Raw genomic sequence first — 17531 nt, forward strand, 5'->3', positions numbered from 1 at the left:
AATGGGGCCCGAGGCGTGCGTCCGGCTCATTCAGCCCGAACGCGAAGGACGCGCAGCTCGTGTGCCCCATCCTGGCGCGTCATCTCGTAGTAAAGCCACCACTGCCCGTCGAGGATCAGCGCGTCGAGATAGCGTACGGATCCGCTGCGGTGCGGCGAGGTGACCCACGGCCCATATTCCGACAGCCGCCGCCAGTCGAACAGATCGGTGGAGACGGCGATGCCGCAGCGCTCCTCGTAGTTCTCCGCGTGCGAGGCCGAGCCGTCGTAGAAGCCCACGTATCCGCCGCCGGGGATCGGCACCACGCTGTTCAGCCTAGCCTGGTAGCGGTCCCAGCCGGTGCCGACCGGCAGAACGCTCCCCCGCCAGGTGAACGACTCGCCGTCGAGGCTGGTGGCCAGGCCGGTGGGGTGCGTGGTCGCGCCGACGTTGTAGATGTCGGCGGTCGCGTGCGCATCGGGGTCGGGGCTCTCCAGCGGCTCGGCGTAGCTGGCGAACAGGTAGGTGACGGGACCGGCACGCAGCACGTACGGATCCTTGACGCCTTCGGTGCCGGTGGAGGCCGCGGTCAGCACGGGCCGGGCCCGCGTGACGTCGAACGCGGAAGGGCGCGCCGCGGTCACCGCGTCGATGCGCCACCGGTTGTCGGCCGGATCCACGTACGACAGGTAGAGCCGGAACCCGCCGCCGTCGGCCGGCGCCAGGCAGAAACGCTCCATCGACGGCGTGCCCAGCTCGTCCTTGTGCACCGACCACACGTCGGTGAAGTCGAGGCCGTCGTCGCTGACCGCGACCGCGCACTGCCAGCCGCGCTCCGACGCGGCGCCCCTGGGCCTGCGTCGCCGGTAGGTCAGCCAGAACCGCTCGCCATCGTGCAGCACACCGGCGGCGCCCGACCAGTAACCCTCCTCGTCCTTCTCTGGCGCGAGCACCAGCTCACCCGCCAGCGGGTCGAACGCGGCCAGCGGGGCGTAAACACGATTAACCACAGTTCCTACCTTTCGTACAAGTAACAGTCCAAGGCGACGGCGGCCCCGCCCACCACGCCGGCGGCCTCGCCGCCGAGGGTCGGCCGCTCCACCCGCACCGCGTCGCGGAGCACAGGGAACGCCTTGGCCCGCAGGGCGGCACGTACCCGGTCGAACACCGACTCAGGGGCCGGCGCGAAGATGCCGCCGAGCAGGATCAGCTCGGGGTTGAGCAGGTTGACGGCGCTGGCCAGCCCGGTGGTCAGGTGATCCACCAGGTCGTCGAGGAGTCCGTCGGGGATCTCCGCGAGCGGGTTGGCGGAGCGGCGGCCAAGCTGCTCGATCAGGTATGGCTCCGACACCACGGTCTCCAGGCAGCCGGTCGCACCGCACGGGCACGGGCGGCCCTTCTCCAGCACCCGTAGGTGGCCCAGTTCGGTGACCCCGTAGGCGCCTGGCCGGAACGGGTGGCCGCCGATCACCAGGCCGGCGCCGACACCGGTGCGGACGTACACGTACAAGAGGGGGTCGGCGCCGGCCGTCTCCCCGTAGCGGCACTCGGCCAGCGCCATGGAACGTACGTTGTGGTCGACGACCGTGGGGACGTCCAGCGCGGCCTCCAGCAGGTCGGCGAAGGCCACGTCGCGCCAGCCGAGGTTGACCGACAGCACGTTGCGGCGGTGCTCAGGATCCACCGGTCCGGGGGCGGCGACCCCGATGCCCAGCAGCCGGTCGGCGGGCACGTCGGCCGCGAGCTCGGACGCGGCCTCGGCGATGCGCGCGACGACCCGCTCCGGGGCCTCGGCGTCAAAGGCGAACGATGCGCTCCGGACGACCCTGGCCCTGAGGTCGCACAACCCCAGCTGCACCGCGCCCGCGCCGACCTGGACACCGATGACGTATCGGGCGTCCGCGCGGATCCTGATGCCGGTCGACGGGCGGCCGACCCGCTGGCCGGCGCCTTCCACGGCGTCCTCCGTGACCAGGCCCTCCTCGAGCAGTTGGCCCACCACCTTGGTCATCGTGGTGGCCGACAGAGCCAGCCGCCGCGCCAGATCGGCACGCGGCTGAGGACCGTCGTCGCGCAGGCTCCGCAGCACGAGCCGGCGGTGGTGCCGCCGTAAGTCCTGAACCGGCGAATACCTCTGGTCCATGAGCCGCCCCTTAATTAACTACTGGTGAGAAACTAATCCGTACAGGGCGGACCGGTCAAACCCCCTAAAACCCCTAGATCTTTGCCAGGAGCTCCTCGAAGGTCGTCGCCGGGTGCCCGGTGAGGGCCGGGATGGCGTCGCTGACTCCTTCGAGCTCGCCGGCGGCGATCGCGAGGTAGGTGGACACCCACGCGTCGACCTGCCAGTCGGGCGCGCCGTAAACCCGGCGTGACTCGTACGCCTCCTCGAGGGTCTCGGGGTGATAGGTGACGGTCCGCCCGGTGGCCCGGCTCAGTGTGGCGGCGACCTCGGCCAGCGTCATCGCGCGCGGCCCGGTGAGGTCGTAGGTCGCGCCTTCGTGCGCGCCCGGGTCCAGCAGCACCGCGGCCGCCGCGTCGGCGATGTCGTCCTGGGCCACGACCGCCACCCGGCCTTGCCCGGCCGGGCCGCGGATCACGCCGTCCTCACCGGCCATGCTGGGCAGGAAGTCGGCGTACAGGCTGTCGCGCAGGAAGGTGAAGGGCAGGCCGCTGTCACGGATGTGCTGCTCGGTCGCCCAGTGGTCACGCGCCAGCGTGAACGTGGCCGACGGCGAGGCGCCGTAGAAGGAGATGTAGACCAGGTGCGTGACGCCGGCGTCGCGGGCGGCGTCGACGAACGTGTGGTGCCGGTCGAGCCGGTCGGCGCTTTCCGACGCGGACACGAACAATACGGTCGTCGCTTTGTCGAGGGCCCGCCTCATCGCCTCGGGATCGCCGTAGTCCGCGCTGACCGCGCTCGCGCGGTCGAGCTGCGGCACGCGGCCCGCGTCCCGGGAGACGAGCCGCTGCTCGGCCCCGGCGGCCGCGAGCCGGGCGGCGATCCGGCCACCGAGCCTGCCGGTGGCGCCCGTGGTCACGATGAAGGTCATACCGCCCAGCCTACGGGCGCTCACCGTGCGCGGACGAGGCCCGTCGCGACCCCTTACGGATGCCCGTCGCAGGGCCTCATTACGGAGGCCTGTCGCCTGCGCGGACGAGGCCGGTCTCGTAGGCGACGACCACGGCCTGGGCGCGGTCGCGCAGGCCGAGCTTGGCGAAGATGCGCGCCACGTGGGTCTTCACCGTGGTCTCGCTGAGGCTCAGCGCGCCGGCCAGCTCGGCGTTCGACAGGCCGCGGCCCATCAGGGTCAGCACCTCGACCTCACGAGGCGTCAGGCTCGCGAGATCGGCGTGGACGATCCGCGGCTGCTCCCCGGTGCGGCCCGGGGCGGCGAAGCGCTCCACCAGCCGCCGGGTGATCGACGGTGCCAGCAGCGCGTCACCGGTGTCGACCAGTCGTACGGCGGCGGCCAGGTGCTCGGGCGTGACATCCTTCAGCAGGAACCCGCTCGCACCGAGCGCCAGCGCGGCGTAAACGTAGCGGTCGAGGTCGAAGGTGGTCAGCATGATCACCCGGCAGCGCGGGCTGTGCGCCAGGACCCGCCTGGCCGCCTCCAGGCCGTCCATGTGCGGCATGCGGATGTCCATGAGCACCACGTCCGGGCGCAGCTCGCGTGCCGCCGCCACTGCCTGGGCCCCGTCGGCCGCCTCGCCGACCACGTCGATGCCGCGGGTGGTGAGGATCAGCCGGAAGCCGCTGCGGATCAGCGCCTGGTCGTCGGCGATCAGCACCCGGGGAGCCGGGGTCATGGCCGCTCCACGGGGATGCGGGCTCGGACGCGGAACCCGCCGCCGAGACGACGCCGGGCGTCCAGGTCCCCGCCGTAGACCGCGACCCGTTGCCTGAGCCCCAGCAGCCCGCGCCCGGCCCCGCCCTCGGCGTTCGTCACGGCTCCGTCTCCCTCCCGCAGCACGCTGGGGCCGGTGTTCAGCACCTCGACCCGCAGGTGGCGCTCGGCGTAGCGGATCGCGACCTCCGCCTTCGCCCCCGGGGCCGCGTGCTTGAGCGCGTTGGTCAGCGCCTCCTGCACGATCCGGTAGGCGGTCGCATCGACGCCCGGCGGCAGCGGCCGCGGCTCGCCCGAGATCCGCACCTCGGCCGGCAACCCGGCGAACGCGAACCGGTCGATCAGCGTGCCGAGCCCGCTCAACCCGGACGACGGGGAAAGATCCACCTCGTCGTCGCCGTCGGGCGACGGCGCGAGCAGACCCAGGAGATGCCGCAGCTCGGTCATCGCGGCCCGGCCCGCGCCCTCGACCGCCTGGAGCGCCGTCTCGGCCTCGCCCGGCATGGTGGCCAGCACCTCGCGGGCGGCGCTCGCCTGGACCACCATGAGGCTCACGTTGTGGCTGACGATGTCGTGCAGCTCCCTGGCGATCCTGGCCCGCTCGGCCTCCACCGCCGCCTTGGCCGCGCTCTGGCGCTCGCGTTCCAGCAGCCTGCCGCGTTCTGTGACGGCCGCGCGGTGCCGCCGCCGCGACCGCAGGAGCAACACGCCCAGCCAGCCCGCGACCACCGCCAACACGATGATCAGGGCGTACGTCCCCGCAGCTGCCACGCCCTCACGATCGCAGACCAGACGGCCATCCGCATCAACTCGCGGTTGTACTTCCGTGGGATGACGAGGCAGCGGATTGCTTCCATGGAAGGATGCCCGCCGCCGGGTGCCGCTCATAGCCTCCCCTCATGGCAGACGAGAGCATCGTCGCGGACTCGGCGACGTCGGATCAGGGCGCGGACTCGGCGACGTCGGATCAGGACGCGGACTCGGCGACATCAGATCACGTCGTCGTGCGACTCGACGCGGTACGCAAGCACTACGGCGAGACGGTGGCGCTGGACGGCGTCTCGCTGGAGATCCAGGCGGGTGAGGCGGTCGCCGTGATGGGGCCGTCCGGCTGCGGCAAGTCGACGCTGCTCAACATGATCGCCGGGCTGGACCGGCCCACCTCCGGGACCGTCGCGGTCCGGGGCGAGGATCTGGGGCAGCTGGACGAGACGGGGCTGGCGCTGTTCAGGCGGCGCGGGATCGGCATGGTGTTCCAGTTCTTCAACCTGCTGGACGACCTGCCCGCGCTCGACAACGTCGCGCTGGCCGCGCAGCTGACCGGCACGCCGGCCGCGCACGCCCGCAGGAGGGCGCTCGACCTGCTGGACGAGCTCGGCATCGCCGGCCGCGCCCACCTCTATCCCGCCGTGCTGAGCGGCGGCGAACGCCAGCGCGTCGCCGTCGCCCGGGCCCTCATGAATCGGCCGGCCGTGCTGCTGGCCGACGAGCCGACGGGCGCGCTGGACAGCCAGACCGGCGAGCAGGTGATGGACCTGCTGCTCGACCTTCACCAGATCGGCCAGACGCTGGTGCTGGTGACCCACGACCGGCAGCTGGCCGAGCGGTGCGCGACCCGAGTGGTCGAGCTCGCCGACGGCCGGGTGACGGGCGTGCGTGATCTGGAGTGGATGCCATGACGGACAGGAGCGTCCCCTCGACCGAGCGGCGCGGCAGACGGCTGGAAGGGGCCGGGGCGGTGTGGCGGGTCGCGGTGGCGGCCGTCCGGAGGCGCCGGTTCCAGAGCACGGTTCTCGGCGTGGTCGTCATGTGCTCGACCGTGGCGATCGTGGTGGCGCTCGGCCTGCTCGAAGCCTCCTCGGCCCCCTTCGACCGCACCTTCGCCGCCCAGCGCGGCCCGCACGCGGTGGCCGCGTTCGACCGGGCCGCGGTCTCCGGCGACCAGCTGGTACGGGCGGTCGGGCATCCCGCGGTCGAGGCCGTCGCGGGACCGTTCGCCCAGGCCGTCATCACCGTCGCCGACACCGGTGACCTGCCGCCCGGCCCGCTCATGGTCGTCGGCCGCGCCGACCCCGGCGGCCCGGTGGATCGGGTGAACCTCTGGGCCGGCCGATGGGCCACCGCCCCGGGCCAGATCGTGCTCGACCGCTCACCCGACCCGATATTCCGCGACCTGCTGGGCCGCACGGTCCAGGTCCAAGACGGGCCCGAGCTGACCGTCGTCGGCCTGGCCTCGAGCGTCAGCAGGACGGCCGAAGCGTGGGTCGCGCCCGGCCAGATGCCGGCGCTGCGCCCGACCGTCACCCAGATGCTCTACCGCTTCACCGACCCGGACGGCGACCTGCGGGCGGCGGTGGCGGCGAGCACGTCCGGCCTGCCCGCGGGCGCGCTGCTCGACTGGCAGCCGTACCTGACGGTCAAGGAGGACGTCGCCAGAACGGCCTCCGCCTACCTGCCCTTCCTCACCGGTTTCGGCGTCCTGGGCCTCACGGTGGCGGTGCTCATCGTGGCGAACGTCGTCGGCGGCGCGGTCGTAGCGGGCCGGCGGCACATCGGCGTGCTCAAGTCCCTGGGGTTCACGCCCCATCAGGTCGTGGCGGTGTACCTGGCGATGGTGCTGCTGCCCGGGTTCGCGGGGTGCCTGATCGGCACCGGACTCGGCGCCCTGGCCGCGCGACCTCTGCTGGACCTGGTCTTCCAAGGTCTCGGAGCGGCCATCGGCCTGGGTGTCGCGGTGTGGGTGTACGTGGCCGCGCTGCTGGGCGTGCCCGCCGTGGTGGTGCTGGCCGCGCTCGTCCCCGCCGCGCGCGTCCACCGGTTGTCCGCCGTCGAGACGATCAGTGCCGGCAGCGCGCCCGGCTCCGCCCGGGGGCGGCGGGTGCAGCGTCTGCTCGCCGGGGCACGGCTGCCACGCGCGGTCGGCCTGGGATTGGGCCTGCCGTTCGCGCGCCCGGGCCGCTCGGCGCTAACCCTTGCCACCATCGTGCTCGGCGTGACCACGGTCACCCTGGCCTCCGGACTGTTCCACACGATGGTCGCCTACAGCGACACGGCCCAGCGGGCCGGCCACATCCACACGGTGGTCCACGTCGGCCGTCCGGACCAGACCCGGCCCAGCCGCGACGACGCCGGAATCGAGGCGCTGCTGCGCTCCCTGCCCGGCACGCGACACGTGATCGCGGACGCCTGGATCGACGTGCATCTGGCGGGGCGGTCCGACCGGATCATGGCCCAGTTCCTGCGCGGCGATCTCGCTGCCCGGGGCGACACGATCGTGCGCGGCCGCCACCTGTCCGGCCCCGGAGAGGTCATCGCACCCTCGGCGTTCATGAACAAGCGCGCGCTCCGGACCGGCGACCGGCTCACCATCGAACTCGGCGGCGCCCGCACCACCACCACGATCGTGGGCGAGGCCATGGACGCCGACCCCGACCTGATCATGGTGAGCTGGCCGACGCTGGCCGCGCTCGACCCGGGCCAGCGCGCGACCCAGTACGAGGTCCAGCTGGCCCAGGGCGCCGACGTGGAGGCGTACAACGCCGCGGTCAAGGCGGCTGATCCGGGCCTGTACCCGATTCCGAAGAAGCAGGTGGACGACAACAGCGTGGCCATCATCAGTGCCACGTCGCTCTTCACCCTGCTGCTCGGCGCGGTGGCAACGCTGGGCGTCTTCAACACCGTGGTGCTCAACACCCGGGAACGCCGCCGCGACCTCGGCGTGCTCAAGTCGATCGGAATGACCCCACGTCAGGTGACCGTGATGATGGTGACGTCCATGGCGGCCCTGGGCGCGGCCGGCGGCCTGCTGGGCCTCCCCCTCGGAGTGGCTGCGCACCGGCTGGTCGTTGAGACCATGTTCGCCGCGGTGGGCCTCACGGCTCCGGCACTCATGCTGGACGTCTGGCGAATCCCGCTGCTGGCCGCGATCATGCCGGCGGGGGTGGCGATCGCGATGCTGGGCGCGTATCTTCCTGCCCGCTCGGCGGCCCGGCTGACCATCGCGGAGGCGCTGCGTACGGAATGACGGCAGCGATCCCTTCCTGGCCGTCTCCTCCCTCGCCCTTCTCAAGGCGAGGGAGGGGGCGGGGTCCGATCGGGGGCCGGCGCCCCAGCGTCACGAAGGGATGGCTGGACTGGGAGAACACCGAGAGAGCATGGACTCAGAGCGCGAACGCCGCCTTGGTCCACACGTATTGGGCGTCCAACACCTCCCCCAGCAGGTCGAACAGCTCCCCTTTCGGCTTCCCCTCGACGCGGACAGGTGCGGCATAGCCGCCGGACGGGCCCCGCTCGGCCACCAGCAGCACACGACCGTCCTGCCGGTCCACGCCCAGGGCCAGGGCCGTCTCCCGTGCGTCCACGCACGCCTCGGCGTCGCCATCGCGGTAATAGCCCTCGACCAGGTTCGCCCACAGTGCGCGGGCGGACGGGCTCTGCTGCGGAGCGAACGCCCGCGCCGAAACCACGAAGACCATCGCGTCCACCCGCATCACCGCCGCCACTCGCCGGTGCCCCTCGGCGAACGCCTCCTTCGGCGGCACCGGGTGTGCCCGCATCGAACCGGCGGCGGCGCGCAGCAGGGAGGCCGGGTCGAGAGCCGCCGCCTCCGGGCCCAAGTCGTTCTGCAGGTATCCGACCAGCGGAAACGGTGGATTGGGAAGGGTGTTGTAGCCGAGGAAGAGTTTCGGTCCGTCCTCGATGCCAGACAGGGACGTCAGCGCTCCGTGCGCCACCCGTCCCAGCCCTCCATGCCCATGGTCAGGCAGGCCATTGGCCGACTGCAGCGTTTTCATATACGTATTGTAATGGCTTCATTACTGCCTGTTAAGAGCTGCGTAAAACCATCTCAGAGAAGTCCCAGACAGGCTCCCCCGTCGCAGCGCCATCGCCGGACTCCAACCGCGCTCACGCAAGGCGACAAATGTGCTACTTGCATCAATCCGGCGCAGCAGGGGCGCATAAGCTGCTCGGGTGATCGGCCGGCCCACCGAAGTGGAATCCCTCTTATCCCGCCATCGTCCCGCCCCCGTCACCGTTGTCGGCTGGCAACCCGTGCCGCCCTGGGCCGTCGCACGAGCACGGCTGGACAGCGCCGAACGGGTGATCGCCAAATGGACGCGCCCGCACCGAGGCGCCGACGGTATGCGTACCGCCTCGTGGCGGACCCGCACCGAACTGGCCGTGCTGCGCTTCCTCTCCGACGACCTCGGCCTCGGCCTGGCTCCGCGCGCTCTGGCGGCCGACCTGGATGCCGGGCTCGTCGTGCTGGAGGACCTGGCGCCACGCACGCCGCTGGACGGGCTGCTGCGTGCGGACGGCGCAGCCGCCCACGCCGTACGCCTGGCCGCCTTCGCCCGCGCCCGCGGCGAGCTGAACGCCGCCACCGCCGGGCAGGCCGCGACCTACCACGCGCGCAGGGCCGCGCTCGGCCCGATCACGCCGGACGAGGACCGTATCGTGCACTTCGCCGGGAACCGCGAGGAGGGGCACAGGCAGGCCGCGGCCCTCGGCGCGCCGATCGTGGGGCGGGCCGAGCGGGAGCTGGCCACCGTCCGGGAGGAGCTGGCCGAGCCCGGATCGTTCCTGGCGTTGAGCAGCGGCGACCCGGAGACCAACAACGTCCTCGTGCATCCCTCGGGCGACCCGGACGCCCGGCTCATCGACTTCGAGTTCGCCGCCTACGCCCACGCTCTCCACGACGCCGTCTGCCTGCACGTCCCTGGTCCCGGCTGGTTGTCGGTCCGCGACGACGGCCTCGCCGCCGAGTATCGCCGCGCCCTGGCCCGCGGCGTGCCCGAGGCCGAGGACGACCGGCGTTATGGTTTCGGCCTGGCCGCGGCCTGCCTCTCCTACGCCCTGAACCGGCTGGAACGCTTCCCCAGGGTGGACGCCCGCCCGGCGAGCGACGACAGCCGCCCGCAGCTCGTCGCGATCCTGGAGGCCGCCGCCCGCACCGCCGACGCCCACCGCACCCTGCCGCATCTGGCCGGCTGGGCCCGTCAGGCGGCCGGCCTGCTCCGCCGCCGCTGGCCCGACGCGGATCTGGACCTCGATGCCGTCCCGCCCTACACGCCCCGACGCCGCTGACCGGGTTGTCCATATGTGGACATTCGTGTCAACCTCGTCTCTCCACCATCATTTCCTCTGGTGCCTCATCTGCCACAAAGGAGGGCCCGCCGTGCGCGTCCACCTGGTCGTCCCGATCATCGCCCTGCAGTTCTTACCCGCCCCCGCGGCGAGCGTCGTGGACTACGAGTGCACCACGACGGCCACAGGCCAGAAGCAGCAGGTCAAGGTCGACGTCGAACTGACCGTCCCCGCGCGTGCCGCGGTGGGGGAGAACCTGACGATCGGCTGGCGCGGCACCTATGTGGCGGGAGCCGAGCTCCGCGCACCCTCGACCGGCCTGGACGGCAGTCTCAAGCTGTACGCCTACGCCGGCATCAGCAAAATCCCGCGGCTGACCTCGGCCACCGGCGTGGGCCAACTCGGCACGATCACCCCTGGCCAGCCCATCCCGCTCCCCACGACCGTGGTCAACCTGACGACGACACCGCCGGGCAAGGGCGAGGGCGAGGTACACGCCGCCGCCATCAACATCGGCCCCAGCCCTCAGGAGCCCTTGATCGAGTGCGAGGTCAAGAACAAGTCCGCTCTCACGCAGTACCCGCTCGCCGTCGGGGAATCCGATGGCGCGACAACCCCTACCTCCTCCCCCACCGACACGGCCGACGACGAGACCACGGACGACGAGGACGAGAGCGACACCACGACCCCGGAGGTGACGACCACCGTCACGACCACCGCGACCCCGGAGGGAGGTGTCGATACGGGGGCTGGGGGCGAGGCCGGGCCGGACGGGCGGGCATTGATGCTGGCCGGATCCCTGGTGATCCTCGCGTCCGCCACCGGCCTCCTGCTGCGCCGCCGCCCGCGCAGGAACCTCCTGTAGAGCCCTCGGCAAGATCCGCTCGAGCTTGCGCCGCCGCGCTCACCGAGAGCGTCCATAACCCTCCATCTCCCTCATGAAGGCGGCGTGGGCGTCCGTCAGCCGGCGCTCCATGGCCTCGAACGCGGCCTCGTCCACAGACGGGTCGACACCGGTGTCGGAGACCAGGTCGCGGGTCTGCCGCACACAGTCGTCCTGCGCCGCGTTGACCGCGCGTAGCAGCTCCTCGGCGAGGTCCTGGCTGGCCATCCGCATCACGCGCGGGTTCAGCTCGATCGAGTCGATACGGCCGGAGCTGTCGGCCCCCACAACGATCTGCCCGCCCGCGGCCGTGCCGGTGCCGCGGATCGCGCCGAGCCGTTCCTGCAGGTCGGCCAGCCGCCGCATGGCCTGCTCCGCCTCCCTGGCCACCCTTTCCAGATCATCAGGTCCGATACCACCAGGATCGAGCACCAGCGGCCCCCTCCGCGACTACCGCATCAACGATCACTCCTGACTTTGATCAAAATACTCGATACGCTCATCCCGCGTTAAGTAGATGTTTCGTAATCCGCAAAGTGCGACCGCGGCGGGGGAGAGATCATGGCCCAGGACATCCACGTCACCTCCAAGACCATCGCCGACATCCAGCGAAACCTCCGCGAGTACGTCATCCCGGGTCTCGAGCGCCTCAAGAGCTCCGTCGACAGCACCGACGTGCCCTTCCCCGGCTTCGGCACCCTGGGCTTCGTCCTGATCGGCAAGTACGACGGCGTGCGCGACGACGTCAAGAACTACGTCGATGACGCCATCGACACCGTCGTCAAGTGGATCGACGCCCTCGAGACGATCAAGAAGAACTGGCGGGACGCCGAGGACGCCAGCACCGTGGTCTACCAGTGACAGGAGGATCCCACCCATGCCCTACCCCCTGCTGCACGCCAAGGCCGCACTCGACGAGCTCAAGCTGGCCGCGAGATCGGCCCCGGGCATCATGGTCGGCGTGACGATCGCCACCACCGCGCTGGCGAACGTCCCCGGCATGGGCGACGCCAAGGCCAACTGGAACTCACTGGCCAAGGCCCTGGAAGTGGAGTATCCCAACCTCATCGGCAACGCCGTCTTCCTGTCCAGGGCCGGCTGGATCGCCGACGACCGCGAGGCGTTCCTCAACGCCACCAGCCTGTTCTCCGGCGACATGCAGAAGCTGAGCGGCCTCTGCTACACCATGGAAGGGCAGGTCGACCAGGTCCGCGATGCCTACGCGCTCTATTGGATGGAGATCGGCGTCCTGGCCGCCGCCGTCCTTGGCTATATCCTCGCCTGCCAGGCCATGCGACTGACGCCTCACCTGCGTATCGCGGGTGACATCATGCTGGCCAGGCTCACCATGCTGACCAACGCCATGATCGCCCAGAAGACCAAGGTCCTGTACGGCTTCCTGGCGGTGGCCGGCGGCACACTGGCGACGAGTTCGCAGTCGCTGGGCCAGCTGTTCAACATCAAGCCGACCGAGGGCGCCGCCGTCAACTTCGAGCGCGCCGTCATCGCCACCGACCCGCCCTCGGTCTACCTCGCTCCAAAGCGGGAGCTGCCCGCCCCGCCCGAGCAGGAACAGCGGCAGCGCTGACACGACAACGGGCATTCCTTCTCGGACTCACAGTTCGAACGGCTCGTGGGAGTCGGCGTACTCCACTGCGGGCTCGAGAGGCAGAGGGTCTCCGGTGTGGGGGTCGGTACGGGAGGCCTTCATGATCTCGGTGGCCGTCAGGGGACGGAGGGCCCCTTTCACGATGGCCCAGCCTCGGACGATCTTTACCGCCAAGCCGTTGTCAGGATCGGTTCTCGAAGTGAAGGAACGCATGACGATGCTGCCTTCGGCTTCGACAACCCGGGCGAAGCTCAGCATCAAGGACAAGGCCATGATCTCCGTGTCTATGGCTGTCAACGCGTTCTTCCGGAGCTCCAACCAGGCGACAAGCTCCAGAGGATCGTGCGCTCCGTCGCTTACATGGCAGGTGAATACGTGCGGCCCAGAACCCACGTGGGTCGAGAGCCATGCGAGCAGGTCAACGGCATACTCCTGCGCTTCCAGCACCGCCCCGTACGGCAGTGGGTCCAACAGGTCCATCGTCCGGATGCTGAGCGTCCTGAGCCGTTCCCGATGTGCGAGCGAGGCCACCAGTTCAGCGATGGGCTCGCCGCTGTAGGGGAACGGCTCGTCCTCTTGGCACACTGCCGCGGCGTAGTGGGCGCGGCTCGCAGCGGAGTCGGGCGGCAGTTGCTCCGCCTGACAGTATTCGGCGTATTCGGCCGGAATGAAGCTCCCGACTCTGACCCTGTGGCCGGCTTGGAGCATTGACCGCATGGTCTGCTCGCATGCGGCCAGATATTCGTCGTATGCGTCGAACTCGAATGACGGATAGGACGCCATGGTGGCGAGGTCAAACTCGTCGAGGAGCAACGCGATACCGATGGCAGCGCCATGGCGGGGCTTTTCGCCTTCGCTTCTTTCCCATGCGGGGACCGTAGTGAGGCCTGTCCAGCCGTATATGGTCCGAACCACATTCTGTGGAAGAAGCCGCATCCCACGCCAACAGACAGCGATGGCGCGTCGTAATGCCGCCTGCGCCACGCCGTGGAGTACGGCATTACACCTTGACCTACCGCCCCCCGCTCGCGACCTCGTCGCAACCTCGTCGGGCCAGTTCGTCCGCCCGTTCGTTGCCGGGGTGGCCGTTGTGCCCCTTCACCCACAGCCACTCGACCTGGTGCCTGCCGGCAGCCTGATCGAGCCGCTGCCACAGGTCGGCGTTCTTGACCGGCTCCTTGGCCGCAGTGTGCCACCCGTTGCGCTTCCACCTGGCGATCCAGGAAGTGATTCCGTTCCTGACATACGTGCTGTCGGTGTGCAGCCGGACCTCGCAGGGCCGTTTCAGCGTCTCCAGCGCCATGATCGCAGCCAACAGCTCCATGCGGTTGTTGGTGGTCGGGCCCTCGCCACCGTGCAGTTCCCGCTCATGTTCGCCGTACTGCAGCACGGCACCCCAGCCGCCTGGCCCGGGATTGCCGCGGCATGCGCCGTCAGTGAAGATGTCGACCACGTCCGTCACGCTGACAGTCTCTCAGGCCTGCAGCACGGTGACCGACCGGCCGGAGGGCGTGCTCCCGCGCCGGCTGAACGGCCTGCGTGTCCTCGCCGGCCTCGACTCAGATGATCTTCAGGAGCTCCGTCATGCGTTCAAGCTGGGCGTCAGGCGGAACGGGGTCGTAATCCATCGACCAGAAGACCTCGTCGACCTCGAGGGCCCGGAGCCGGTGAAGGTCCTCGGCGACCTGGTCGGCCGAGCCACCAAGCGGCGGGCGATCGTCGACGGGCCGGTCCTTGAGCGAGTTGTTGACCCGGACGACGACGGGCAACGAGCCGGGGTCGCTCTCCGCCTCCCGGAAGGTGGTGACCGCCTCCTCCAACGCCTCCCAGGACATCAGCACCGGGTTGAACCCAAGCCCCAGCCTCGCGGCCCGGCCGCCTCGAACTCTTCGCGCATCCAGCCCTGGCCGAGACCGGCCACGATCCGGCCGCCGCTGAGCCGATCCAGGGTTGCGAAGCTGCGCCCGAGGGCGGCCGGGTTGTGCAGGAGGGCGCTGATGATGCTGGTGCCCAGCCGGATCCTGCTGGTCTTGGCGGCCGCGAAGCCGAGCACCTCCAATGGAGAGTAGACCGTGTTGTAGGGCTCCACCATGAGGAACTCCTGGCCGCCCATCGAAACCAGTCCGGTCGGAGAGAGCAGTCGCTCGAACGTCCATAGCGAGCTCAGGCCGATGCGTTCCGCTCCTTCGGCGATCTGAGCGATCGCCTCGGGTGACGCGTAACGTCCCCCGGTGGGGAGAGAGAGCCCGAACTTCATGAGTTCCCATCCTTTCGAGGTACCGCCGATGACCAGGATGTCTCCTTGCCTGAACGACATGCTCGAGACGGTACGTAGGATGCATGTTTCGAGGCATCGGACATCGCATCGGAAATGTGGTCGGTCATGGAGCTGCACGGGAGATCCGCCGAGGTTGCGGCGATCGACCGGTTGCTCCTGGACGCGCGTGCCGGGCTCAGTGGCAGCCTCATCCTTCGCGGTGAACCCGGGATCGGGAAGACCGCACTGCTGGAACACGCGGCAGGCACCGCCCAAGGCATGCAGGTGGTGCGGGGCTCCGGAATCGAATCGGAGGTGGAGCTGCCATTCGCGGGCCTCCACCTGCTCCTGCGGGGAGCACTCGACAAGCTGCCGAACCTACCCGAGCCGCAGCGGCAGGCGCTGGAGAGCGCCTTCGGCCTCCGCCCTGCCGTACCGGCAGACCGCATGCTCGTCGGGCTCGCCGTCCTGTCGCTCCTGTCGGAGCTCGCCGAGGACCGGCCGTTGCTCTGCTTGATCGACGACGCGCAATGGCTGGACCGGCCCTCGGCCGAGGCGCTGCTGTTCGCGACGCGACGTCTGGACGCCGAGTCGGTCGCCGTGATCTTCGCCGCGCGGGACGGTGAGCGTCCGTTCCCCGCACCCGGGATTGCCGCGATTCGCCTGACCGGGCTCGCGGCTGAGGATGCGGCCGCGCTTCTCGACGAGAACGCCCCGGCGCTGGCCCCCGACGTGCGGGCCCGCGCGCTCGGCGAAGCCGGTGGCAACCCGCTCGCGCTCATCGAACTGCCGATCGCCCTGGACGGGAACACCTCGAACGGCCTGCTCCCACTGACCAGCCGCCTGCGGGCCGCTTTCCACGGCCAGGTCGCACGGCTGCCGGAGGTGACGCAACGACTCCTGCTGGTCGCCGCCGCGGACGACACGGGCGACCTGACGGTATTGCTGGAGGCTGCCCGCGAGACCGTCGGGGCGCTGCAGCCCGCGATGGAGGCCGAGCTGATCCGGCTGGACCAGCACGCCAGGACTCTACGGTTCCGTCACCCGCTGGTTCGCGCGGCCGTGTACCAGGAGGCGTCGCTGGATCAACGCCTGGCCGCACACCGGGCACTGGCCGACGCGCTGGTCGGCAGCGACCGTGCCGACCGGCGGGCATGGCATCTCGCTGCCGCCGTGACCGGGCAGGATGAGGATGCCGCCGTCGAGCTGGAACGCGCAGCCGTACAGGCCGGCGAACGAAACGGGCACGCGGCTGCGGCGGCCGCCTACGAACGGGCGGCCCAGTTGACCAAGGTGCCTGCCGAGCGGGCGCGGCTACTCACCTGTGCGGCGGAGGCCGCCGCGGAAGCGGGCGAACTGGCCTGGTCGAGTGACCTGGCCGAGCGGGCACGACCGGGCGCGAGCGACCCACTCCTCGGCAGCCGGCTCGTCCGCGTGCTCGCGTCGGCACACGCCGGCCAGGGGTCGTTCCGTGCCGCGAATGCGCTACTGGCCGAGGAGATCTCGCAGAGTCCGCAGCGCACGATGGAGATCTTGATGGAGATGGTGGCCAATGCCTGGTTCGCGGGAGACGGCGGGCTGATCTCCCAGGCCGCCGAGCGCCTGGATGCGGTACGGCTGCGCGGGGATGATCCGCTGGTCCCGCTCCATCAGATCCAAGACTGGATCATCTCGCTCTCGGTCGGGCGCCCCACAGAACACCTGCCGCCGATGGCGGAGGTGATAACGGCCGCCCGGAGGAATCATGTTGGCCGCCCGCACGACCTGCTGCACTTCTGCGGGCTGGGGCTGATCGCCGGGGTGGATACGCAAGCCCACGACCTAGCGGCGGAGGTCGTCGCCGACAGCCGGGCCATGGGTCGGGTGGGCCTCCTTCCCCAAGCCCTGTATCACCTGGCCATCTCCCAGGTTCAGCTCGGCCGTTATCGAGACGCGGCGACCAGCGCGGGTGAGGCGGTGCGCATCGCCCGTGACATCGGCCAACGGCCGTGGCTCAGCCTCGCCAGCAGCGTGCTCGCCTACCTTGCCGCCGTGGAAGGAGACGAGGAACGCTGCCGCGCCGCCGCCGCTGATGCGCGTACCGACGCCGGGGCGAGAATCTACTCGCCGGGGATCCACCGGGCCGGCTGGGCCCTCGGCCTGCTCGACCTGGCCCACGGCCGTCCTGAGCCCGCACTGCAGCACCTGGAGACCGTCGCGGAGAGCCCCGCCCGCTACCAGCTGCCCGGCCGGCACAGCGTCCCCGATCTGGTCGAAGTCGCCGTACGGCTCGGGCTTCCTGAGCGGGCCTCTGCGGCGCACCGGCGCCTGGAGGCGCTCAATCAACAGGTGGGCAAACCCTCGGTCGGTGCTCTCGTCGAGCGCTGCCGGGCACTGCTCGCACCCGACGAACACGCGGACGACCACTACCGTGCCGCCCTCCGCCTCCATCAACAGGACAGCCGGGCGTTCGAACACGCCCGCACCGAGCTGCTCTACGGAGAGTGGCTGCGCCGCGCGCGCCGCAAGGCCGAGGCACGCGGCCACCTGCGCGCGGCCGCGGAGATGTTCGACCGCATCAACGCCCGCCCGTGGGGAGAGCGGGCGCGTTCCGAGCTCAACGCGACCGGACTCACCCTTAACCGGCGTTCGCAGCCCGGGCTGCTCTCCCGCCTCACCCCGCAGGAACTGCAGATCGTGCAGCTGGCCGCCCGCGGGCTGTCCAACCGGGACATCGCCGCCCAGCTCCTCATCAGCCCGCGAACCGTCAGCCATCACCTCTACAACGCGTTCCCCAAGCTCGACGTCGCGTCCCGACGCGAGCTCGCCACCCTTCCGTCAACCGGTCAGACACCTACGAACAGGCCTTGAAGCGACGGATCGCAC

18 protein-coding genes are annotated in these 17531 nt (G+C 70.5%); 7 read left to right on the forward strand and 11 right to left on the reverse strand.

Features of this window, described 5'->3' with window-relative positions; all coding sequences use genetic code 11:
- Window positions 1-26: 26 nt before the first annotated feature.
- From Q9G87_RS12640 to Q9G87_RS12660, 5 genes are all read right to left on the reverse strand, one after another.
- Window positions 27-989, reverse strand: a complete 963-nt coding sequence (locus Q9G87_RS12640; RefSeq protein WP_305916493.1) for a glycoside hydrolase family protein — start codon at window positions 987-989, stop codon at window positions 27-29.
- A gap of 5 nt (window positions 990-994) precedes the next feature.
- A complete protein-coding gene (locus tag Q9G87_RS12645) occupies window positions 995-2122 on the reverse strand; it encodes an ROK family transcriptional regulator (protein ID WP_305916494.1) in 1128 nt (375 codons plus the stop codon).
- Between the two features lie 73 nt (window positions 2123-2195).
- Window positions 2196-3032, reverse strand: coding sequence for an SDR family oxidoreductase (locus tag Q9G87_RS12650; RefSeq protein WP_305916495.1), 837 nt, complete (start codon window positions 3030-3032; stop codon window positions 2196-2198).
- A 79-nt stretch (window positions 3033-3111) separates the two neighbouring features.
- Entirely contained in the window at window positions 3112-3792 is a 681-nt protein-coding gene (locus tag Q9G87_RS12655) for a response regulator (protein WP_305916496.1), read from the reverse strand.
- A complete protein-coding gene (locus Q9G87_RS12660; RefSeq protein ID WP_305916497.1) occupies window positions 3789-4601 on the reverse strand; it encodes a sensor histidine kinase in 813 nt (270 codons plus the stop codon). The genes Q9G87_RS12655 and Q9G87_RS12660 overlap by 4 nt, the downstream gene beginning before the upstream one ends.
- Before the next feature lie 128 nt (window positions 4602-4729).
- Here Q9G87_RS12660 and Q9G87_RS12665 point away from each other — a divergent pair, with 128 nt between their 5' ends.
- Together Q9G87_RS12665 and Q9G87_RS12670 are read left to right on the forward strand one after the other, a co-directional pair.
- Window positions 4730-5509 carry an ABC transporter ATP-binding protein gene (locus Q9G87_RS12665; RefSeq protein ID WP_305916498.1) on the forward strand — a complete coding sequence of 260 codons (780 nt, stop codon included), beginning with the start codon at window positions 4730-4732 and terminating at the stop codon, window positions 5507-5509.
- Window positions 5506-7854 (forward strand): ABC transporter permease, encoded by a 2349-nt coding sequence (locus Q9G87_RS12670; RefSeq protein ID WP_305916499.1) that lies wholly within the window; start codon window positions 5506-5508, stop codon window positions 7852-7854. The genes Q9G87_RS12665 and Q9G87_RS12670 overlap by 4 nt, the downstream gene beginning before the upstream one ends.
- Window positions 7855-7990: 136 nt before the next feature.
- Here the strand turns inward: Q9G87_RS12670 and Q9G87_RS12675 are convergent, their stop codons facing one another.
- Window positions 7991-8623, reverse strand: a complete 633-nt coding sequence (locus tag Q9G87_RS12675) for a hypothetical protein (protein WP_305916500.1) — start codon at window positions 8621-8623, stop codon at window positions 7991-7993.
- Between the two features lie 178 nt (window positions 8624-8801).
- On the opposite strand from Q9G87_RS12675, the gene Q9G87_RS12680 reads away from it, so the two are divergent.
- A complete protein-coding gene (locus Q9G87_RS12680) occupies window positions 8802-9917 on the forward strand; it encodes an aminoglycoside phosphotransferase family protein (RefSeq protein ID WP_305916501.1) in 1116 nt (371 codons plus the stop codon).
- 91 nt (window positions 9918-10008) lie between these two features.
- Window positions 10009-10782, forward strand: a complete 774-nt coding sequence (locus Q9G87_RS12685) for a hypothetical protein (protein ID WP_305916502.1) — start codon at window positions 10009-10011, stop codon at window positions 10780-10782.
- 39 nt (window positions 10783-10821) lie between these two features.
- Here the strand turns inward: Q9G87_RS12685 and Q9G87_RS12690 are convergent, their stop codons facing one another.
- Window positions 10822-11232 carry a YbaB/EbfC family nucleoid-associated protein gene (locus Q9G87_RS12690; RefSeq protein WP_305916503.1) on the reverse strand — a complete coding sequence of 137 codons (411 nt, stop codon included), beginning with the start codon at window positions 11230-11232 and terminating at the stop codon, window positions 10822-10824.
- Window positions 11233-11361: 129 nt separating this feature from the next.
- Here Q9G87_RS12690 and Q9G87_RS12695 point away from each other — a divergent pair, with 129 nt between their 5' ends.
- Both Q9G87_RS12695 and Q9G87_RS12700 read left to right on the forward strand, forming a co-directional pair.
- Window positions 11362-11661 (forward strand): hypothetical protein, encoded by a 300-nt coding sequence (locus tag Q9G87_RS12695; protein WP_305916504.1) that lies wholly within the window; start codon window positions 11362-11364, stop codon window positions 11659-11661.
- 16 nt (window positions 11662-11677) lie between these two features.
- The gene (locus Q9G87_RS12700; RefSeq protein WP_305916505.1) at window positions 11678-12388 is read left to right on the forward strand and encodes a hypothetical protein; all 711 of its coding nucleotides are present in this window, start codon (window positions 11678-11680) and stop codon (window positions 12386-12388) included.
- A 27-nt stretch (window positions 12389-12415) separates the two neighbouring features.
- Here Q9G87_RS12700 and Q9G87_RS12705 read toward each other — a convergent pair whose 3' ends face one another.
- The 4 genes from Q9G87_RS12705 to Q9G87_RS12720 form a co-directional block, all read right to left on the reverse strand.
- Window positions 12416-13345: a hypothetical protein gene (locus Q9G87_RS12705; protein ID WP_305916506.1), complete on the reverse strand. Its 930-nt coding sequence runs from the start codon at window positions 13343-13345 to the stop codon at window positions 12416-12418.
- Window positions 13346-13421: 76 nt separating this feature from the next.
- Window positions 13422-13871 (reverse strand): ribonuclease HI, encoded by a 450-nt coding sequence (gene rnhA / locus Q9G87_RS12710; RefSeq protein WP_305916507.1) that lies wholly within the window; start codon window positions 13869-13871, stop codon window positions 13422-13424.
- Window positions 13872-13968: 97 nt separating this feature from the next.
- Entirely contained in the window at window positions 13969-14250 is a 282-nt protein-coding gene (locus Q9G87_RS12715; protein WP_305916508.1) for a hypothetical protein, read from the reverse strand.
- Entirely contained in the window at window positions 14244-14666 is a 423-nt protein-coding gene (locus tag Q9G87_RS12720; RefSeq protein WP_305916509.1) for an LLM class flavin-dependent oxidoreductase, read from the reverse strand. The genes Q9G87_RS12715 and Q9G87_RS12720 overlap by 7 nt, the downstream gene beginning before the upstream one ends.
- A gap of 126 nt (window positions 14667-14792) precedes the next feature.
- Here Q9G87_RS12720 and Q9G87_RS12725 point away from each other — a divergent pair, with 126 nt between their 5' ends.
- Window positions 14793-17516, forward strand: coding sequence for an ATP-binding protein (locus Q9G87_RS12725; protein WP_305916510.1), 2724 nt, complete (start codon window positions 14793-14795; stop codon window positions 17514-17516).
- Window positions 17517-17531 lie beyond the last annotated feature (15 nt).

It is taken from the genome of Nonomuraea turcica, assembly GCF_030718205.1.
Classification (GTDB): Bacteria; Actinomycetota; Actinomycetes; order Streptosporangiales; family Streptosporangiaceae; genus Nonomuraea.